General features: G+C 45.5%; 14 protein-coding genes. 10 read left to right on the forward strand and 4 right to left on the reverse strand.

The annotated features are described in order from the left end of the window. Positions 1-206 precede the first annotated feature (206 nt). From EZE20_RS15125 to EZE20_RS15145, 5 genes are all read left to right on the forward strand, one after another. Positions 207-2618, forward strand: a complete 2412-nt coding sequence (locus EZE20_RS15125; protein ID WP_132119134.1) for an alpha-ketoacid dehydrogenase subunit alpha/beta — start codon at positions 207-209, stop codon at positions 2616-2618. Between the two features lie 185 nt (positions 2619-2803). Continuing rightward, entirely contained in the window at positions 2804-4873 is a 2070-nt protein-coding gene (locus EZE20_RS15130; RefSeq protein WP_132119136.1) for a tetratricopeptide repeat-containing sensor histidine kinase, read from the forward strand. A 140-nt stretch (positions 4874-5013) separates the two neighbouring features. Next, positions 5014-5619 (forward strand): sugar transferase, encoded by a 606-nt coding sequence (locus EZE20_RS15135; RefSeq protein ID WP_132119138.1) that lies wholly within the window; start codon positions 5014-5016, stop codon positions 5617-5619. Between the two features lie 34 nt (positions 5620-5653). After that, the gene (locus EZE20_RS15140) at positions 5654-6265 is read left to right on the forward strand and encodes an acetyltransferase (protein WP_132119140.1); all 612 of its coding nucleotides are present in this window, start codon (positions 5654-5656) and stop codon (positions 6263-6265) included. Between the two features lie 55 nt (positions 6266-6320). Further along, entirely contained in the window at positions 6321-7418 is a 1098-nt protein-coding gene (locus EZE20_RS15145; protein WP_132119507.1) for a DegT/DnrJ/EryC1/StrS family aminotransferase, read from the forward strand. 71 nt (positions 7419-7489) lie between these two features. Here EZE20_RS15145 and EZE20_RS15150 read toward each other — a convergent pair whose 3' ends face one another. Further along, positions 7490-7897, reverse strand: coding sequence for a thioredoxin family protein (locus tag EZE20_RS15150; RefSeq protein WP_228713803.1), 408 nt, complete (start codon positions 7895-7897; stop codon positions 7490-7492). A 300-nt stretch (positions 7898-8197) separates the two neighbouring features. Here EZE20_RS15150 and yihA point away from each other — a divergent pair, with 300 nt between their 5' ends. The 5 genes from yihA to EZE20_RS15175 all read left to right on the forward strand — a co-directional run bounded on the left by yihA (position 8198) and on the right by EZE20_RS15175 (position 12381). After that, positions 8198-8812, forward strand: coding sequence for a ribosome biogenesis GTP-binding protein YihA/YsxC (yihA, locus tag EZE20_RS15155; RefSeq protein WP_132119144.1), 615 nt, complete (start codon positions 8198-8200; stop codon positions 8810-8812). 99 nt (positions 8813-8911) lie between these two features. Further along, on the forward strand, positions 8912-9385 hold the full coding sequence (locus EZE20_RS15160; RefSeq protein WP_132119146.1) for a DUF5606 family protein: 474 nt from the start codon (positions 8912-8914) through the stop codon (positions 9383-9385). Positions 9386-9479: 94 nt separating this feature from the next. Beyond that, positions 9480-10154, forward strand: coding sequence for a deoxyribose-phosphate aldolase (gene deoC, locus EZE20_RS15165; RefSeq protein ID WP_132119148.1), 675 nt, complete (start codon positions 9480-9482; stop codon positions 10152-10154). Continuing rightward, entirely contained in the window at positions 10151-11278 is a 1128-nt protein-coding gene (locus EZE20_RS15170; protein WP_132119150.1) for a glycosyltransferase, read from the forward strand. The genes deoC and EZE20_RS15170 overlap by 4 nt, the downstream gene beginning before the upstream one ends. 158 nt (positions 11279-11436) lie before the next feature. After that, positions 11437-12381 (forward strand): 3-oxoacyl-ACP synthase III family protein, encoded by a 945-nt coding sequence (locus EZE20_RS15175; RefSeq protein WP_132119152.1) that lies wholly within the window; start codon positions 11437-11439, stop codon positions 12379-12381. An 11-nt stretch (positions 12382-12392) separates the two neighbouring features. Here the strand turns inward: EZE20_RS15175 and EZE20_RS15180 are convergent, their stop codons facing one another. The 3 genes from EZE20_RS15180 to EZE20_RS15190 all read right to left on the reverse strand — a co-directional run bounded on the left by EZE20_RS15180 (position 12393) and on the right by EZE20_RS15190 (position 16171). Then, a complete protein-coding gene (locus EZE20_RS15180; protein ID WP_132119154.1) occupies positions 12393-13643 on the reverse strand; it encodes an aspartyl protease family protein in 1251 nt (416 codons plus the stop codon). Between the two features lie 149 nt (positions 13644-13792). Continuing rightward, complete coding sequence (locus EZE20_RS15185) at positions 13793-15745, reverse strand: M1 family metallopeptidase (RefSeq protein ID WP_394345651.1); 1953 nt, start codon at positions 15743-15745, stop codon at positions 13793-13795. A 96-nt stretch (positions 15746-15841) separates the two neighbouring features. Continuing rightward, positions 15842-16171 (reverse strand): DUF3467 domain-containing protein, encoded by a 330-nt coding sequence (locus EZE20_RS15190; protein ID WP_132119158.1) that lies wholly within the window; start codon positions 16169-16171, stop codon positions 15842-15844. Between the last annotated feature and the right edge of the window lie 43 nt (positions 16172-16214).

The raw sequence follows: 16214 nt of genomic DNA on the forward strand, positions 1-16214 counted from the left end.
ATTGTGAATAATTTGTTTGCTATGACAACGTTAGGAATTAAAGCAAAAGTATTGCCAAACTTTGTGTATACGACGCTTCTTCAACAAAGTAACATAAGAAATCGTTTTTTTGAAAGGAGAATTTTTTTATTTTAATTTTGACGTAAAACGTTTAAAAACGTAATTTAACGCTATATTCATCGCCCTGGGGGTATTACCATAATGCTATGCTTTTAAACGAGACCTTATCCGAGAATAGTGTATTTAGCACGCATCAGGTGCTTTCGGACTACCGCCTTGCCTGCGAAAGCCGGCAGGTGAGCCTGTTGGGCCGGAAGGATGTGATGGGCGGAAGGGCTAAATTCGGTATTTTTGGAGATGGCAAGGAAGTGGTGCAGGTGGCTTTGGCCCGTAGCTTTCAGCGGGGCGATTTCCGCTCGGGCTACTACCGCGATCAAACCATTGAAGCGGCTTTGGGCAACCTCACCTGGCAACAGTTTTTTGCCCAAATTTACGCCCACGCCGACCTCGAACACGAGCCGCACACGGGAGGGCGCTCCATGAACGGCCACTACGCCACCCGTTGGCTTGAAGCCGATGGCAGCTGGCGCGATCAGACAAAACTCTATAATTCGGTCTGTGATATTTCGCCTACCGCCGGGCAGATTCCCCGCTCGGTAGGCCTTGCGTACGCTTCCAAATTATTCAGAACAAATCCTGATATTCAATACCTGACGACTTTTTCGGATAAAGGAAACGAAATTGTTTTTGCCACAATTGGCGACGCCTCTACCTCACAGGGCATGTTTTGGGAAACCATGAATGCCGCTGGCGTGCTGCAGGTACCGCTGCTGATGTCCGTTTGGGACGACGGCTACGGTATTTCCGTTCCTATTGAATATCAGACCACCAAAAGCAGTATCTCAAAAGCAATGGCCGGGCTTCAGCGCAACGCTGATGAAGAAGGAGTGGAGATATTGACGGTCAAAGGCTGGGACTATCCGGCCCTTGTAGAAACCTACCAAAAAGCGGCTGCCATCTGCCGCAACGCGCACGTGCCTGTGCTTGTACACGTGCAGGAACTCACACAGCCGCAGGGACATTCGTCGTCGGGCTCGCATGAGCGCTACAAGGGTGCGGAGCGGCTGCAATGGGAAGCGGAGCATGACTGTAATCTGAGATTTAAAGACTGGATTCTGGAAAACGGCTACGCTACGGAAGAGGAACTGGAAGAAATCGAAACTCAGGCCAAAGAAGTTGCCCGAAACGCCCGAAACCTGGCCTGGAAAGCCTTCCGTCAACCGATTGATCAGGATGTACAGACTGCCAAAGAACTACTTCAAAAAGCTTCCGAAGAAACTACGGAGGCAGCCCAGGAAGTTAAGGCTATTCTGGCCGATTTAGAGAAAGTCTATTCGCCTATTCGGCGGGATGCTGTCGGGGCGGTTCGTAAAGTACTTCGTATACTTTCTCATGAAAATAGTCCGGTGCGGACGCAGCTTCAGGAATGGTTGCGGGAACAATTTGCCCTGAACGCAAACCGCTACAATTCACATCTATACAGCGAATCGGAAGAATCGCCCTTGCATGTAAAACCCATCGCGCCAGCATTTGAAGAAGATAGCCCAATGATAGACGGGCGGGAGGTGATTCGGTCGTATTTTGATATTCTTTTTGACCGCGACCCTCGCGTGCTTGCGTTGGGTGAAGATGTCGGACATATTGGGGATGTGAATCAGGGAATGGCCGGGTTGCAGGAAAAATACGGCGAAATCCGGATTACGGATACCGGTATTCGTGAAACTACCATCATTGGACAGGGTATCGGTATGGCAATGCGGGGGCTGCGGCCTATTGTCGAAATTCAATATTTTGACTACGTATTTTATACCCTCGCAACCCTCACCGACGACCTTGCTACGCTGCGCTACCGCACCGCAGGCGGACAAAAAGCGCCGCTGATTATTCGGACAAGAGGGCACCGGCTGGAGGGAATCTGGCATTCGGGCTCACCGATGGGCGCTATGCTGGGAAGTCTCCGTGGGCTGCACATTGCGGTTCCCCGCAATTTTACACAAGCCGCCGGGCTTTACAATACGTTGATGCAGGGCGACGACCCGGCACTCGTGGTGGAACCGCTGAATGCGTACCGTCTGAAAGAAAAACTACCAGCAAATCTGGGGGATTATTGTGTGCCACTCGGCCAACCTGACCTCCTGCGGGAAGGAACCGACGTGACGGTGGTTACCTACGGCTCTATGTGCCGGATTGTGATGGAAGCCGCCGCTCAGCTTTCCGACGCAGGTATCGACGTAGAGGTAATTGATATTCAAACTCTTTTACCCTTTGATCTTTCCCATCGAATTGTAGAATCAATTCAAAAAACCAATCGGGTTATTTTTGCCGACGAAGACTTTCCCGGCGGTGCGTCTGCCTTTATGATGCAGCAGGTACTTGAAGGGCAAAATGCCTATCGGTGGCTCGACTCTCCCCCGCTGACTATTGCTGCCAAAGCGCATCGGCCTGCGTATGGCTCTGACGGAGATTATTTTTCCAAACCAAACATCGACGATGTTTACGACACCGTTTACTCGCTTATGCACGAAAGCGCTCCGCAGCGTTTTCCATCAATTATGTAGAGGAAAAAGAAATATAGAATTAAAAACTCAAAAAGCGTAGGTCAGCCGACTTACGCTTTTTTGGTTAGTTCCCTGGGCAATCATTTTGTCAATCAACCATTTATGTATAGATTGAGATTTGGTAGAAATATAAGTAACCGTATTTTATAAATCTCAATTGCCTACGTCAACCCAAGGCCCGTTTTATGATGCGTACTTTACCAGCCTTTATCTTCTTTTTGCTGTGCTATTCTTACCATACGTTGGGTCAGTCGTCTGATTCACTTCTTCAAATTTTGGCCGTTCAGAACGGTTCTCAAAAAGCAGCCACGCTCCTGGAACTAGGGAAAGCGTATTTTATTGAAGGCCAGGATTCTTTATCCAAATTATATGCAATTCAAAGTTACCAACTTGCTGTCAAACTAGACCTTACCCGAATCGAAGGAGACGCGCGGCTTGCGTGGGTACGTACCGAAATGGCTTACAGTACAAGCCTGGAAGAGGCTTATGCGCAGTTGGATACGGTAGATAGACTGGCGGCTCGAACCAACGATCAGGACTTACAGGCGTGGGCATACTTTCGGCGGGCGCAGATTTATTCGGGCTCTTTAAAATATGAGAAACAAGTAGACCCGCTGATGAAAAAAGCGCTGACAATTTTTGAAAAAACAAAAAATGCGCAAGGAATTGGAAGTGTCTACGTGGATATGGGCGGCAGGGCTGCCCAAAGTGGCAATTACATCAACGGAATTGACTATTACCTGAAAGCCCAAAAGCTCCTGGAACCGCTCAATAATCCCGTTCAGCTTCGGGCGGTTTACGGCAATCTGGCGAGTTCGTATCAGGCGATTGGTGAAGACGCGATGACGATTAACTATGGCAACAAAACGCTGAAACTTGCTGAAACCCTGCACGATCCGCGATTAAAGGCTTTTGCATTGGCCATTTTGGGGGATTTATACATGGAAAAAAAACAATACAAGCACGCACTTGCCATGTATTCGCAACAGGAAAAAGTTCTGAATGCTTTTCAGGATCAGTCGCCGGCCCGGGCAAAAGCCAAGGTAGCGCACGCGCTGGCAAAACTTGGAAAATACGATCAGGCGTTGGCGTATTGCAAAACGGCCGATTCCCTGTATTTTCATCGGTCCGGCTACGAAGAAGCCATTGATTACTTCATTGAAGGATTGTATGCGGAGATTTATCTTGCAAAAAAATTATACAAAAAGACCATTTTCCATGCAGAAAGAGGAATTAATAGCTTGCAGGAATATGGCGAGCTGGGCAATTTCCATCTGGAATTAGCGAGCTTTCATTCCTACCTGGCAGATGCCTACGAGCAGTTGCGACAGCCGGAAAAAGCGCTGATTCACTTCCGGCAATTTAAAAATCACTCGGACAGTTTGATTAATAACGATGCACTGGAAAAAATTGCCAATGCTACTATGATGAGTGAGTTTGAGAAAAAAGAAGAAAAAAACGCTTTGCGAATTGCTACCCTGGAAAATGATAAACTTCGGGAAAGGCAGGCTGCGCTGTTTTTTGTGTTGTTAGGTGGCATAGGTATTTTGGGGCTTATCGGGTGGAGTAATAAACAATTAAAGTCCAAGAACACCGAACTTTCGAGAAAAAACAAGGAAATTCAGGAAGCTTTGCATAAAGGACAATCCATTGAAAGAAAGCGAGTTGCGTCGGAATTACACGACAATCTTAACACCAAAGTAACAGCCCTGCGCTGGAATATTGAGTCGATTGATAAGCAAACCCTGACTACACAAAACACCAAAATCTTTAACCGCATTTTTGATCTGAGCGGTGATATTTACACAGACATACGGCTCATTTCACACAGCATGCTACCCGCTGAGCTGGAAAAAAACGGGCTGGAAGCGGCTCTGTGCCGGCTAATGAATATGCTAGAAAACAATCAGACAAACCGGACCAATTTTCACCTGATTACCCGCTTGTCGGGCTTACGATTCCCGGAATCACTTGAATACCAACTGTATATTATTGCGCTGGAACTGATCAACAACATCATAAAACATGCACAGGCCTCGGATGCGTGGATAAGTATTTCCAAAGAAAATAACCAACTTTGGCTCATTATTAGTGATAATGGCGTTGGGTTCCATTCCGATAATCAGGAAAGCGGTATGGGATCGGTCAACCTGAAAGCCCGGGTAGAAGATTTAAATGGTACTTTATCAATCCTTTCGGAGGATGGGAAAGGTACTCAGATCCGGGTAAACGTTCCTTTTCAGGAACTGGCCTAACGTTGACACTTTCTAGTTTTAATTGCTTGATTCTACTAAGTAGCCATTAGGAATCAGGTTATTAGCCATCAGGATCTATATCATTGCAAATCAGCACTTTATGACATTTTTAAACATAATTTAATTTTGCTCAAATACTTATGTACAAACGCGTGGGAAAACGCCTCATTGATTTCTTGGCGGCCTTCGTGGGATTGATTATTCTATTTCCTTTGCTGGCTGGGCTTGCTCTTTTTTTGGCTCTTTCCAATCGGGGTACGCCCTTTTTCAGGCAGCCTCGCCCGGGAAAGCATGGAGCAATTTTTACCCTTCTAAAATTCAAAACCATGAACGACCGCCGCACATCTTCGGGGGAGCTGCTGCCCGATGCTGAACGACTCACGCCCGTAGGAAAATGGATCCGAAAAACGTCCCTCGACGAACTTCCTCAACTTTGGAATGTACTTTGGGGCGACATGAGTCTGATTGGTCCCCGACCGCTATTGGTCGAGTATTTGCCGCTTTATTCGGAGCAACAACGGCGACGGCACCTCGTAAGGCCGGGCATTACGGGTTGGGCACAAGTCAACGGACGCAATACGCTGGATTGGGATACTAAATTTCGGCTGGATGTTTGGTACGTAGAAAATCTTTCCATGGCGTTGGACGTGAAAATTGTATTTTTGACTTTCCAGAAAGTACTTCGCCGCGAAGGAATCAGTTCGGCTACGGCAGTTACGATGGAGAAATTTACGGGTTCAAATTAGCAGCTAATTATCTCACACTTCCCCCTGGATCAGTATGCTTTTATACGGTGCGAGCGGTCATGCAAAGGTTATTTTGTCTATCCTGAAAGCTATGAATCAGGAAGTTACAGGTATTTTTGACGATGATCCTGAAAAAAAAGAAATCCATTCGATACCAGTTGTGGGTAGTTATCGGGCCGATTTTCTACCTAACGAACCCATGATCATTGCTATTGGCAATAATACCATTCGCAGGCAGCTTTCGGGGCAGATCAGGCATTCGTTCGGAACAGCCGTTCATCCGTCGGCTCAGATTGATACCAGCGCTCAGATTAGTGAAGGAACGGTCGTTATGCACGGAGCAATTGTGCAGGCAGATGCCCGGCTGGGTCGGCACGTCATTCTCAACACCGCCGCCACCGTAGACCATGATTGCGTGATCGGCGATTTTGTCCATCTTGCACCCGGCGTTACCTTGTGTGGGTCAGTATCGGTAGGTGCCCACACGCTGATCGGTGCGGGAAGCGTTATTGCCCCAAATCTGACCATAGGCTCACGCTGCCTGATTGCTTCCGGCAGCGTAGTGACTACCTCGATTCCCGACGGTGCTATTGTCCGTGGAAATCCGGCCCGAATCATTAACAGAAAATCTTTTCGTACTCTTTGATTTTGATTGTATAGTGACCCCTAATCCCGAAAAAATCTGGCTTTCTTCTCCGCACATGAGCGGCCATGAACTTAGGTATGTGCAGGAAGCTTTTGACAGCAACTGGATTGCCCCGCTTGGCCCTCACGTAGATGCTTTTGAACAGGAGCTCGCCGCATATACCGGCAGCTCGCACGTAGCGGCGTTGTCGTCAGGCACGGCGGCCTTGCACCTTTCGCTGATCTTGCTGGGAGTTTCGCAGGGAGATTTTGTCTTGTGCCAAACCTTCACCTTTTCGGCCTCCGCAAACCCCATAATGTATCAGGGTGCCACACCCGTTTTTATTGATAGTGAACCTGACACCTGGAATATTTGCCCCGAAGCGCTCGAAAAAGCACTGAAATTTTATACCAACCGAGGCACTAAACCCAAAGCGGTGATTGGGGTGCATCTCTATGGCATGCCTGCAAAGCTGCAAGAGACCCTGGCGCTCTGTGAAAAATACGACGTACCCTTCATTGAAGATGCCGCCGAAGCACTCGGTAGCAGCTACGACGGTCAGAAACTCGGTAGTTTCGGGACATTCTCCATTTTGTCTTTTAATGGAAACAAGATCATTACTACCTCGGGCGGCGGAGCTCTGTTGGCAGCGCAGGAATCACCCATTGCAAAGGCACGTTTTTTGGCTACACAAGCCCGGGATGCCGCCCCTCACTACCAACATTCGCAGGTAGGCTACAACTACCGGATTAGTAATGTTTGTGCAGGAATAGGTCGCGGACAGCTGATGGTACTTGATGAACGTGTCCGTCAAAGACGAGCCAACTTCTTGCACTATCAGCGTACGCTCGGAGATCTTCCCGGCCTGACTTTTCAGCCGGAAAGCAAAGGGAGCTTTTCCAATCGCTGGTTGAGTTGTTTTACTCTTGATTCAGATAAAGCTGACGGTATTACCCGTGAAGAAGTACGGGTAGCACTGGAAAGAGAAAATATAGAATCACGGCCCCTATGGAAACCGATGCATTTACAACCGGTTTTTGCTGCCTGCCCCTACTTTGGCGACACAGTTTCTGAGCAGCTTTTTGCCAACGGCCTGTGTCTGCCCTCGGGTTCCAACTTATCAGAAAGCGACCTGTTCAGAGTAAGTGACGCTGTAAAGGCTGTTTTTGAATAAAAAATGGGCTTTTGCCACTACATGACAAAAGCCCATTTCGCTGAAATAAATTTATAAAAACTACCGGAAGTTTAAATATCTTTTACGACGCTTTTTCCAATAGAAATAAGTGCTTCGGGAGATTGATAGCCAATAACCTTTTTCACGATTTTTCCACTTGGCTCAATAAAAAAGAGCGTTGGATACGCTTCCAATGGAAACAGACGTGCCAACTGTGGGCCTTCGCCGCGTTCCATATCTACCTTGACATTGATAAAATTCTTGTTGAACACCTCACCCACGTCCGAGCGGGTAAACACATTCTTTTGCAGCAACTTACAAGGGCCGCACCAGCTCGCATAGGCATCCAGAAAAATGATCTTATTTTCGGCTTTGGCTTTTTTTACAATAGCTGCCCAGGCAGCTTCCGTAAACTGTATACCTGTGCTTTCGTCTGCTTTGGCCTTTTTATCTTTGCCATCTGCCCAAACCGTAGCCATGGTCAAAAATAGCAATCCACTTAGTACGGCAACTTTCTTAAACATTGTCATTGTGTTTGATTTAGTAGTCCAACAGAAATCTATCTACATAACGCAAACCGAATCCGTTTTCGTTTCGCGTTTGATTGTTTCCTGATTTCTATCATCAAGAAACGTACCTGATTTTTTAAAGATATAAAAATTATGGAAAAAATTATTGGCTCAACGCCAACTTGAATACCTGCGTGCCAAATCCGCGCTACCAGCGGTTAGAATAAAAAGCCGTATCTTTACAGGCTAATTTTTGATGAACAAACAGCCATGATAATACAGGAAGCAAAATATATAATGAGCAATGCCGACTATCGGCAATGCCCGGCTCCGGAACTCCCCGAGTATGCGTTTATCGGGCGCTCCAACGTAGGGAAATCCTCGCTGATCAATATGCTTACCCAACGGAAGGCTTTGGCAAAAACCTCTCAACATCCGGGAAAAACGCAGTTAATCAACCATTTTTTGATCAATTCTTCCTGGTATCTAGTCGATTTGCCGGGATACGGCTACGCCAAAGTAAGCAAAAGTGAGCGGGATAAATGGGAGCGTATGATCTATGAATATCTTCGCTATCGGCCAAATCTGCAATGTATTTTTGTATTGGTAGACAGCCGCCACGACCCACAGCGGGTTGATCTCGAATTTATGGAATCGCTCGGAGAAGAAGGTATACCTTTTCATATTGTTTTTACAAAAACCGATAAAATGAAGGCTAGTGCAGTTCCTGCACAAATTGCCCGCTATCAGGAAAAACTCCTGGAAACCTGGGAAGAATTACCCGTTTCGTTTATAACTTCTGCCGAAGAAGGTGTAGGCCGGGAAGGCCTTTTGGAAACAATACGCACCTATAACGATTCGTTTGTAAGGTCTGAACGCGTGTAAGTTGCCCGTTGCGTAAACTTTGTGTTACTTTGCGGCACTTTATGTACACGGGAACAAATTAGTCACTAGTAATTGCTTGTTAAAGATTAAAAATCAGGAATGGAAGTTTTAAAAGAAATTGCAAACGTAGCGGGCAAAAGTGGCCTGTACCGAATATTGAAGCCTAGCCGGGCCGGGGTTATTGTAGAAAGCCTCGATGGCAAAAAAGAAAAGTCGATGATAGGGCCCACGGCTCGCGTCTCTGTTTTGAAAGATGTTTCAATTTTTACCGATGGTGCTCAGGAATCAGTTCCTTTGGCAGAAGTTTTTGTAAAAATCAGAGAAATCCATGGCGAGCAGGTTGCACTTTCGTTGAAAGAAGCTTCGGATAAAGATTTGATTGAATTTTTGGATGAAGTTCTACCCGAGTTTGACCGGGAGCGGGTTTATGTTTCGGACATCAAAAAAATCATTACCTGGTATAATGTTATTGCGGAAAACTTTCCTGAGGCATTTGGTGCTACAACTATCGCTGTTGCAGCCGCAGAACCGGCAACAGATGAGCAGGATCAGGAAGCTACTTCTGCCGAATAGCTCTGTTTTCAATACGCTACGGAATTGATTACCCTGCAAGTTCTTGCGGGGTATTTTTCTTTATTTTGTATGTAAACATTTTCTCATCATCGTTGTGAACACTCCAACTTTACCAGTTCTGAATTCTGTTATTGACCATACACTCCTGTCACCAACTGCTTCCGAAACAAATATTCGAAAGCTTTGTGAGGAAGCCTGGATTTATGCATTTAAGGCCGTTTGCGTAGCACCTTCGTACGTGCGGTATACCAAAGAAATGCTCGAATTTTGTCCTGTACCGATAGAAATTGCCACAGTTATTGGGTTTCCGCTGGGCTATTCTACCTCAGACACCAAGTATTTTGAAGCCGAAGCCGCCCTGGGCGATGGAGCCACAGAGCTTGATGTGGTCATGAACCTCTCGCAATTTAAATCAATGGCCTACCTGAGCGTGCGGGAAGAACTCAGTCAACTCGCCCGGCTCACTCATGCAAAAGGTGCCTTACTTAAAGTTATCATTGAAACGGCTTATTTGGATACGTTTGAGCTACATACTGCCTGCGAAATTTGTGCGGAAGCGCAGGCCGACTTCGTCAAAACCTCTACGGGATTTGCCCCACAGGGAGCTGTGCCTGATACTATCCGGCTTATGCGAAGTATTTTACCAGCTTCCATGCAAATAAAAGCCTCCGGCGGAATCCGTACCCGCGAGCTGGCACTTGCCTGTCTGGAAGCAGGCGCAAGCCGTCTGGGGACTTCCGCAGGTGTGGCGATTTGTGCTGAGCTATGAAGAAGCGGGTGTTGTTACTAAGTACGGTGCATCCACCAACTGACCCACGCATTGTGTACAAAACGGCTCCTTCGCTGGCACAGAAGTACGAGGTTTTTCTGGCACTTCCGAATTTATTAACAGCTCCGTCGGAGGATGCTTCGATTGCCACAATTCGTCTACCCCTTTATCGGCATTTGCTGTTTAGATTACTCTTCTGTCATCCGATTGTTTTGTGGAAATGCCTGCGACTCAGGCCCGCTGTCCTACATATTTTTGTACCGGAGCTGATTCCAATTGCTTTTTTATTTAGGGCGCTTGGGGCAACAGTTGTCTATGAAATTCAGGAAAATCTTTATAAGAAATTCAGTATCAAGCATTACAACAAAGCCGCTATTTTTCAGTACTTTTTTCGATTGTTTGATCATCTGGCACGGCGCTATTTTCATTGCATTTTTACAGAAGATGCCTACCAAATTGAATACAGCGCTTTAACCTTTGAACCTGCCATCATACATAATTTCCCCTCGCTTAATTTTCTGGATCGCCTGCCGCAAGCCTCCTTTGCAAATCCATCCTCCGCTCCTACTTTTTTTTACAGTGGGGTGATTTCCATCGAGCGGGCATTTGACACCTTAGTGGCTGCATTTGCACTGTTAAAGCAGAAGTATCCGGAATTTAAGGTTCTCCTTTTCGGTCCATTTCAGGTGTCGGCAGCTGCCTTACATGAAATTGCCGATTTTGAAAAAGTAAAACCTCATTTAACCTTTTATGGATATACTGATCAGCGAATTGCCCTGAGCTATGCGGCACACTGTACTGCCGGGCTGGCACTACTCAAACCCGTGGGCGATTATCCCGATTCCTATACGACCAAACTATTTGAGTATATGGCGCTTCAACTGCCCGTCATTACTTCCGATTTTGCTCTGTATCAGCAGGTAGTCGTCCGGCATGGGTGTGGTTTTTGTATATCTCCTTACAATGCTCAACAGCTCGCAGACGCCATGATAGAACTTATTGAAAATCCTGTAAAAGCGAAAGAAATGGGAACAAATGGACGCAGCGCCGTCGAAAAGCACTACAACTGGAGAAACGAAGAACACCTTCTCATACGCTACTATGCGTCGCTATTTACAAAATAGACAGGTGGGAAATTAAATTCTTTACAAAAGTCAATAATTAGTATAAATATTTAAATATTTTATTAAATTGTTCAAATAATCAGTACTACGCTTTCTACGAAATATTTAACTTTCGGACGAATTCGTACGAATTTTCTTGAAAAGCATTTATTCAGCATATGTATATAAATCGAGTTAGTCATTACCTGCCAAGTGAAATAGTTGGTAATGACTATTTTACAGAACTAAACAACCTTTCCAGCGAATGGATCGTAGAACGTACAGGCATTAGCGAGCGCCGCAAAGCACCGGCTGGTGAAAATACCAATACGATGGCAATCGAAGCAGTTAAAACACTGCTTGAAACAATCCCGTACAGCAAAAATGAGATAGATCTGATCGTTGGCGCAACTTATACTCCCTACGACACCATCGTCTCCCTTGCTCATGCTGTACAGCACTATATCGAAATTCCGGACATTCCGGTTGTTTCTGTTTCTTCGGCCTGCTCTTCGCTTCTTAATGCTATTGAATTGGTAGAAGGTTATTTTGCCATGAAAAAAGCGTCAAAAGCTTTGGTTATTGTTGCGGACCACAACACAGCATATTACAACGAACGGGACACTATTTCGGGGCATTTATGGGGAGACGGTGCATCGGCGCTGCTTATTTCCAAAGAACGACAAACGGATTCTGATCTTTATATCCGAAAGTTAATTACGGGTGGGGCCGCCACAAGCGGCAAAGCGATTGAGGCCGTTGTGTTACGCCCAAACGAGCGCGGCGTCATTATGCCCTACGGGCGGGATGTATTCCAAAATGCGTGTACCTATATGCCCAAAGTAAGTCAACAGGTGCTGCAGGCGTGCGGGCTGACAATTTCGGATATTGATTATCTGATTCCGCATCAGGCCAATCATCGGATTAGCCTGAACGTAATCGGGACTTTGGGGATACCGGAAGAGAAATTACTTTCCAATATACAACGCCTGGGTAATACCGGTTGTGCAGGTTGTGCGATTGCGCTTTCCGAAAATTTTGATCGGTTTGAAAAAGGGCAACGGATTGTCGTGACTGTTTTTGGCGGTGGCTATTCGTATGGCGCCATGCTAATTGAAGCCTGACAATCAGTATTTTATATAATTCTCTTCAAAATAACGCTGGTAAAAATAATCTTTCCGTTTCGATTCACGATAATGTTTATTTCCTTACCTTCTTTGCGCTGAAGTAATTTGTAAATTTCAGTCATGCTGAGGGTGTTGGCGGGTACATTATTGATAAATATAACCCGATCATCCTTTTGTAAACCTGCATAAAAGGCAGGTGAATCTTCAATGATCCGGTCAACATAGTATTCGTTAAAATTGGCACCCCTTGCTCTCAAATCCATCCCACTCATATCATGTTCAAAGGTTTCTTTTAACATCCGTTTGATGGGTTTCATGGTAATGAATTGCTCAGGATAGTTAATAGTTACTTTGAATCGACGCAAGAGTTCGCCACCGATATTGCCCTGTCGCTCTTCCTCCGAGCGTATTTTACTCCCAAATGAAGCACTATCCGGAAAGGAGGTTACTACCTGAGTCAAATTATAGCTACCAATCCGAACCTCGTCTAACCGGCCCATATAGCCGCTTATTTTACCCGAGAGACCAATTCCCAACTGAACATCAATTAGGGTTTCAGGCAAAGGTATTTCTATCGAATTAGCGAAGGTATTCAGCATTACTGCATGTCCGGCACCAGTATCCAGCAAAAGCTTCACTTTCTGTTCTTTTTCAACTTCCCGAATATATACATCTTCGATATACGGCTTTTTGTCAACAACCTGAATCGGGATTTTATGTCCGTCTCTTTTTCGATACTTATATTGCCCCGGCGTTCTGATGAGAAGTTCACGATTTCGGAAATCTATGGCTACCACGAAGCGCTCAAATAGCTCATAGCCAATAATTCCATGGACGGAAGTACCTACTATTTCGGAAAGTTTGAGAATATCTTCCTGTAAAACGACCATATTGTGATCGTACGTTTGGGCAAAACCGATGCGAAGTGTATTGCCGATACTAATTTTAGCTTCAACGATACTATCCTTTCCTACACCTTCCAGTCTCACACTTCGTACGTAATCTGTATTAATAAATCTCGAAACGGAAGGATCTGTGATAATTGTAGAACTCACTCCTGTATCCAATATAAAGCGCAGCGTATCGGAGCCATTGATTTGAGCAGGAACAATAATGAGATTGGCGTGGAGTTCAAAAGGCACTTTTACACTCCGGCGTTTGTCGGTGAGATGAAACCCAAAAATCTTACTTTGTGCTATTGATTCCAATGCACAAACCGAGCAAAAAACAAAAAAAACAAATAGGAAAGTCAGTTTCATTTTCGGGGCGGTCTAACTGCTACAAGTTGCAAAAAGTCTTTAAAAAATACTATTTTATGTAGAACAAAGATGCCGTCCTGCGTGCCCTACCAGTAGCTGATAGTACAAACAAGACGGCATCTTTGTTTGCCTGAAAAGAAAATGAAAAATTAATTTGCGATAGGTGCGATATAGCGGCTGGGTTTCCAGCTGTTATTGGCAGGATTAATATCCGGTAGTTGATTATCCGGATCTATCTTGACCGATCGAACCGGCTGCTGTGTTTCTGCCCGGAAAGTCCAGGTTCCGCCGCGCTGCCACACCTCCACGGGCAGTTCTACACGTGTTTTCTTGCCATTTGCTTCTTCAATTTCAATGGTAGCAGGCATTGCCCATTGATTTAGATTTTCGATTGTTATCACGGATCCTTTCTGCGGATTTTGCTCAACGTAAATAACATCTTTTACACTTTGGTCAAGCTTGAAGTTTTCAAAAAACCAGCCTTTCCAGAACCAACCCAAATCTTCGCCGGCGGCGTCTTCCATGGTTCGGAAGAAGTCATAAGGTGTAGGATGTTTAAAAGCCCATCTTTTGACATACTGTCTGAATGCAAAGTCAAATCTATCTTTTCCTAATACACGTTCACGCAGCATTTTCAGGCCAATGGCAGGTTTGTAATAAGCCTCGAAACCTAAATTACGAGCCTGAACTACATCCGGAATCGTCATGATCGGATCTGCCTTTTCTCTGAATATAGCCGGAGCCAGCCGGTGCAGGTCGTTCATCTGATTGTTCTTGTACTCGCCGTTATTGAATGCATCGGTAGAAAGGAAGTTCAGGAACGTATTAAATCCTTCGTCCATCCAGGCGTATTTACGCTCGTTATTGCCCACAATCATCGGGAACCAGTTGTGACCAAATTCGTGATCAGTAACTCCCCATAAGCTTTCTCCGCGACTATCATGCCCGCAAAAAACAATGCCGGGATATTCCATTCCGCCCACGATACCAGCTACATTAGTAGCAACGGGGTATGTGTATTCAAAAATATAATTTGAATAAAACTCAATACATGCTTTTACATATTCTGTGGAACGTCCCCAGCCGTTGGCTCCTCCATCTTCGGCAGGATAAACTGACTGCGCAAGCGCTGTTTTTCCACTTGGTAAGTTCATGCGAGCGGCATCCCATACAAATGCTTTGGAAGTAGCCCAGGCAATATCTCTTGCTTGCAGGCACCGAAAACGCCAGGTTAATGTACCTGATTGTTTGGGGCGAGTGGCGGCATCGGTCACTTCCTCAGCCGAACGAATCATCACAGTTTGATCGCTCTTACCAGCCTGATTGAGCCGATTGATCTGTTCTTTGGTCAGCACATCATTCGGATTCAACAACTCACCGGAACCGACTACGATGTGGTCCCAGGGTACGGTAATAGCATATTCAAAATCACCGTATTCGAGGTAAAACTCTCCGGCACCAAGATAAGGCAGTACGTTCCAGCCTTCAATGTCATCAAAAACACATACGCGTGGATACCACTGCGCAAATTCATAAATCATTCCATTCTTGGTTTGAAGTGTTCCCATCCGGTCGGAGCCATATTCGGGAATTTTGAAGGAATAGGAGATTTTTATTTTAATAATTTCGCCATTGGCTTTGAGCGGGTCCATCAGACGAACCTGCATACGGGTATCGTTGATCACGTACATCGCTGAGGCAGCTTTGCCTTTTCCCTGTTGCACCGTGACGGCAGTAATTTCATTACCACCCATAAAGCCGATATTTCCAAATCGGCCACCCGTAATTGCCGTCGTTTTTCCGCTTCTCGACGAATCGCTGAAAGCGTTTTGGTCCAGTTGCAGCCAAATAAATTCAAGATCCTCAGGGCTGTTATTCTTGTACGTAATTTCTACGTCGCCCTGCAATTTGCCTGCGGTTTCATCCAATGAAACGTTGATTTTATAATCTGCCCTATTTTGCCAATACTTCGGCCCGGGAGCACCACTGCCGGTCCGATACTCGCTACCCGGCTGAAAGTTGAACAGGGGATGAAATAGCACGTGTGCATCGTAAGCTCCTTTTTGAGCCTCCTGAGCAAAAGAGCCAAAGCTGATAAACATACATATCGCCGTGAGTGCCTGGCGAGCAATAAATTTTTTCATTCTTATTTTGAGTTGATGATGATAGTTGAACTAACGGTCAAAGTTTAAAAATAGCTATGCTTCACCGCCGGGACCTCCAAAACTAATAGGAAAATTGAAGTGAGAATCGTCGTCATTGGATGGTTTGATAGGGCCGTTGATTTCCTCAAACCGTCGAATATTGTCTTTTAACGCTTCCAGTAGACGTTTGGCATGCTCAGGTGTGACGATGACACGGGCTTTTACTTTGGCTTTGGGGATACCCGGCATTAAGCGGATAAAATCCAGAATAAATTCGCTATTGGAATGGGCAATCATGGCGAGGTTTGAATAGACGCCCTCCGCCATTTCCTCTGTAAGTTCGATATTTATTTGTTGCTCTGAATCCTGATTCTTTTTTTCCATAGGTTTAGTTGTTTTTAACAAAGGTAAAAAAAGTCAGAAGTAA

It is taken from the genome of Arundinibacter roseus (assembly GCF_004348825.1).
Classification (GTDB): Bacteria; Bacteroidota; Bacteroidia; order Cytophagales; family Spirosomataceae; genus Arundinibacter; species Arundinibacter roseus.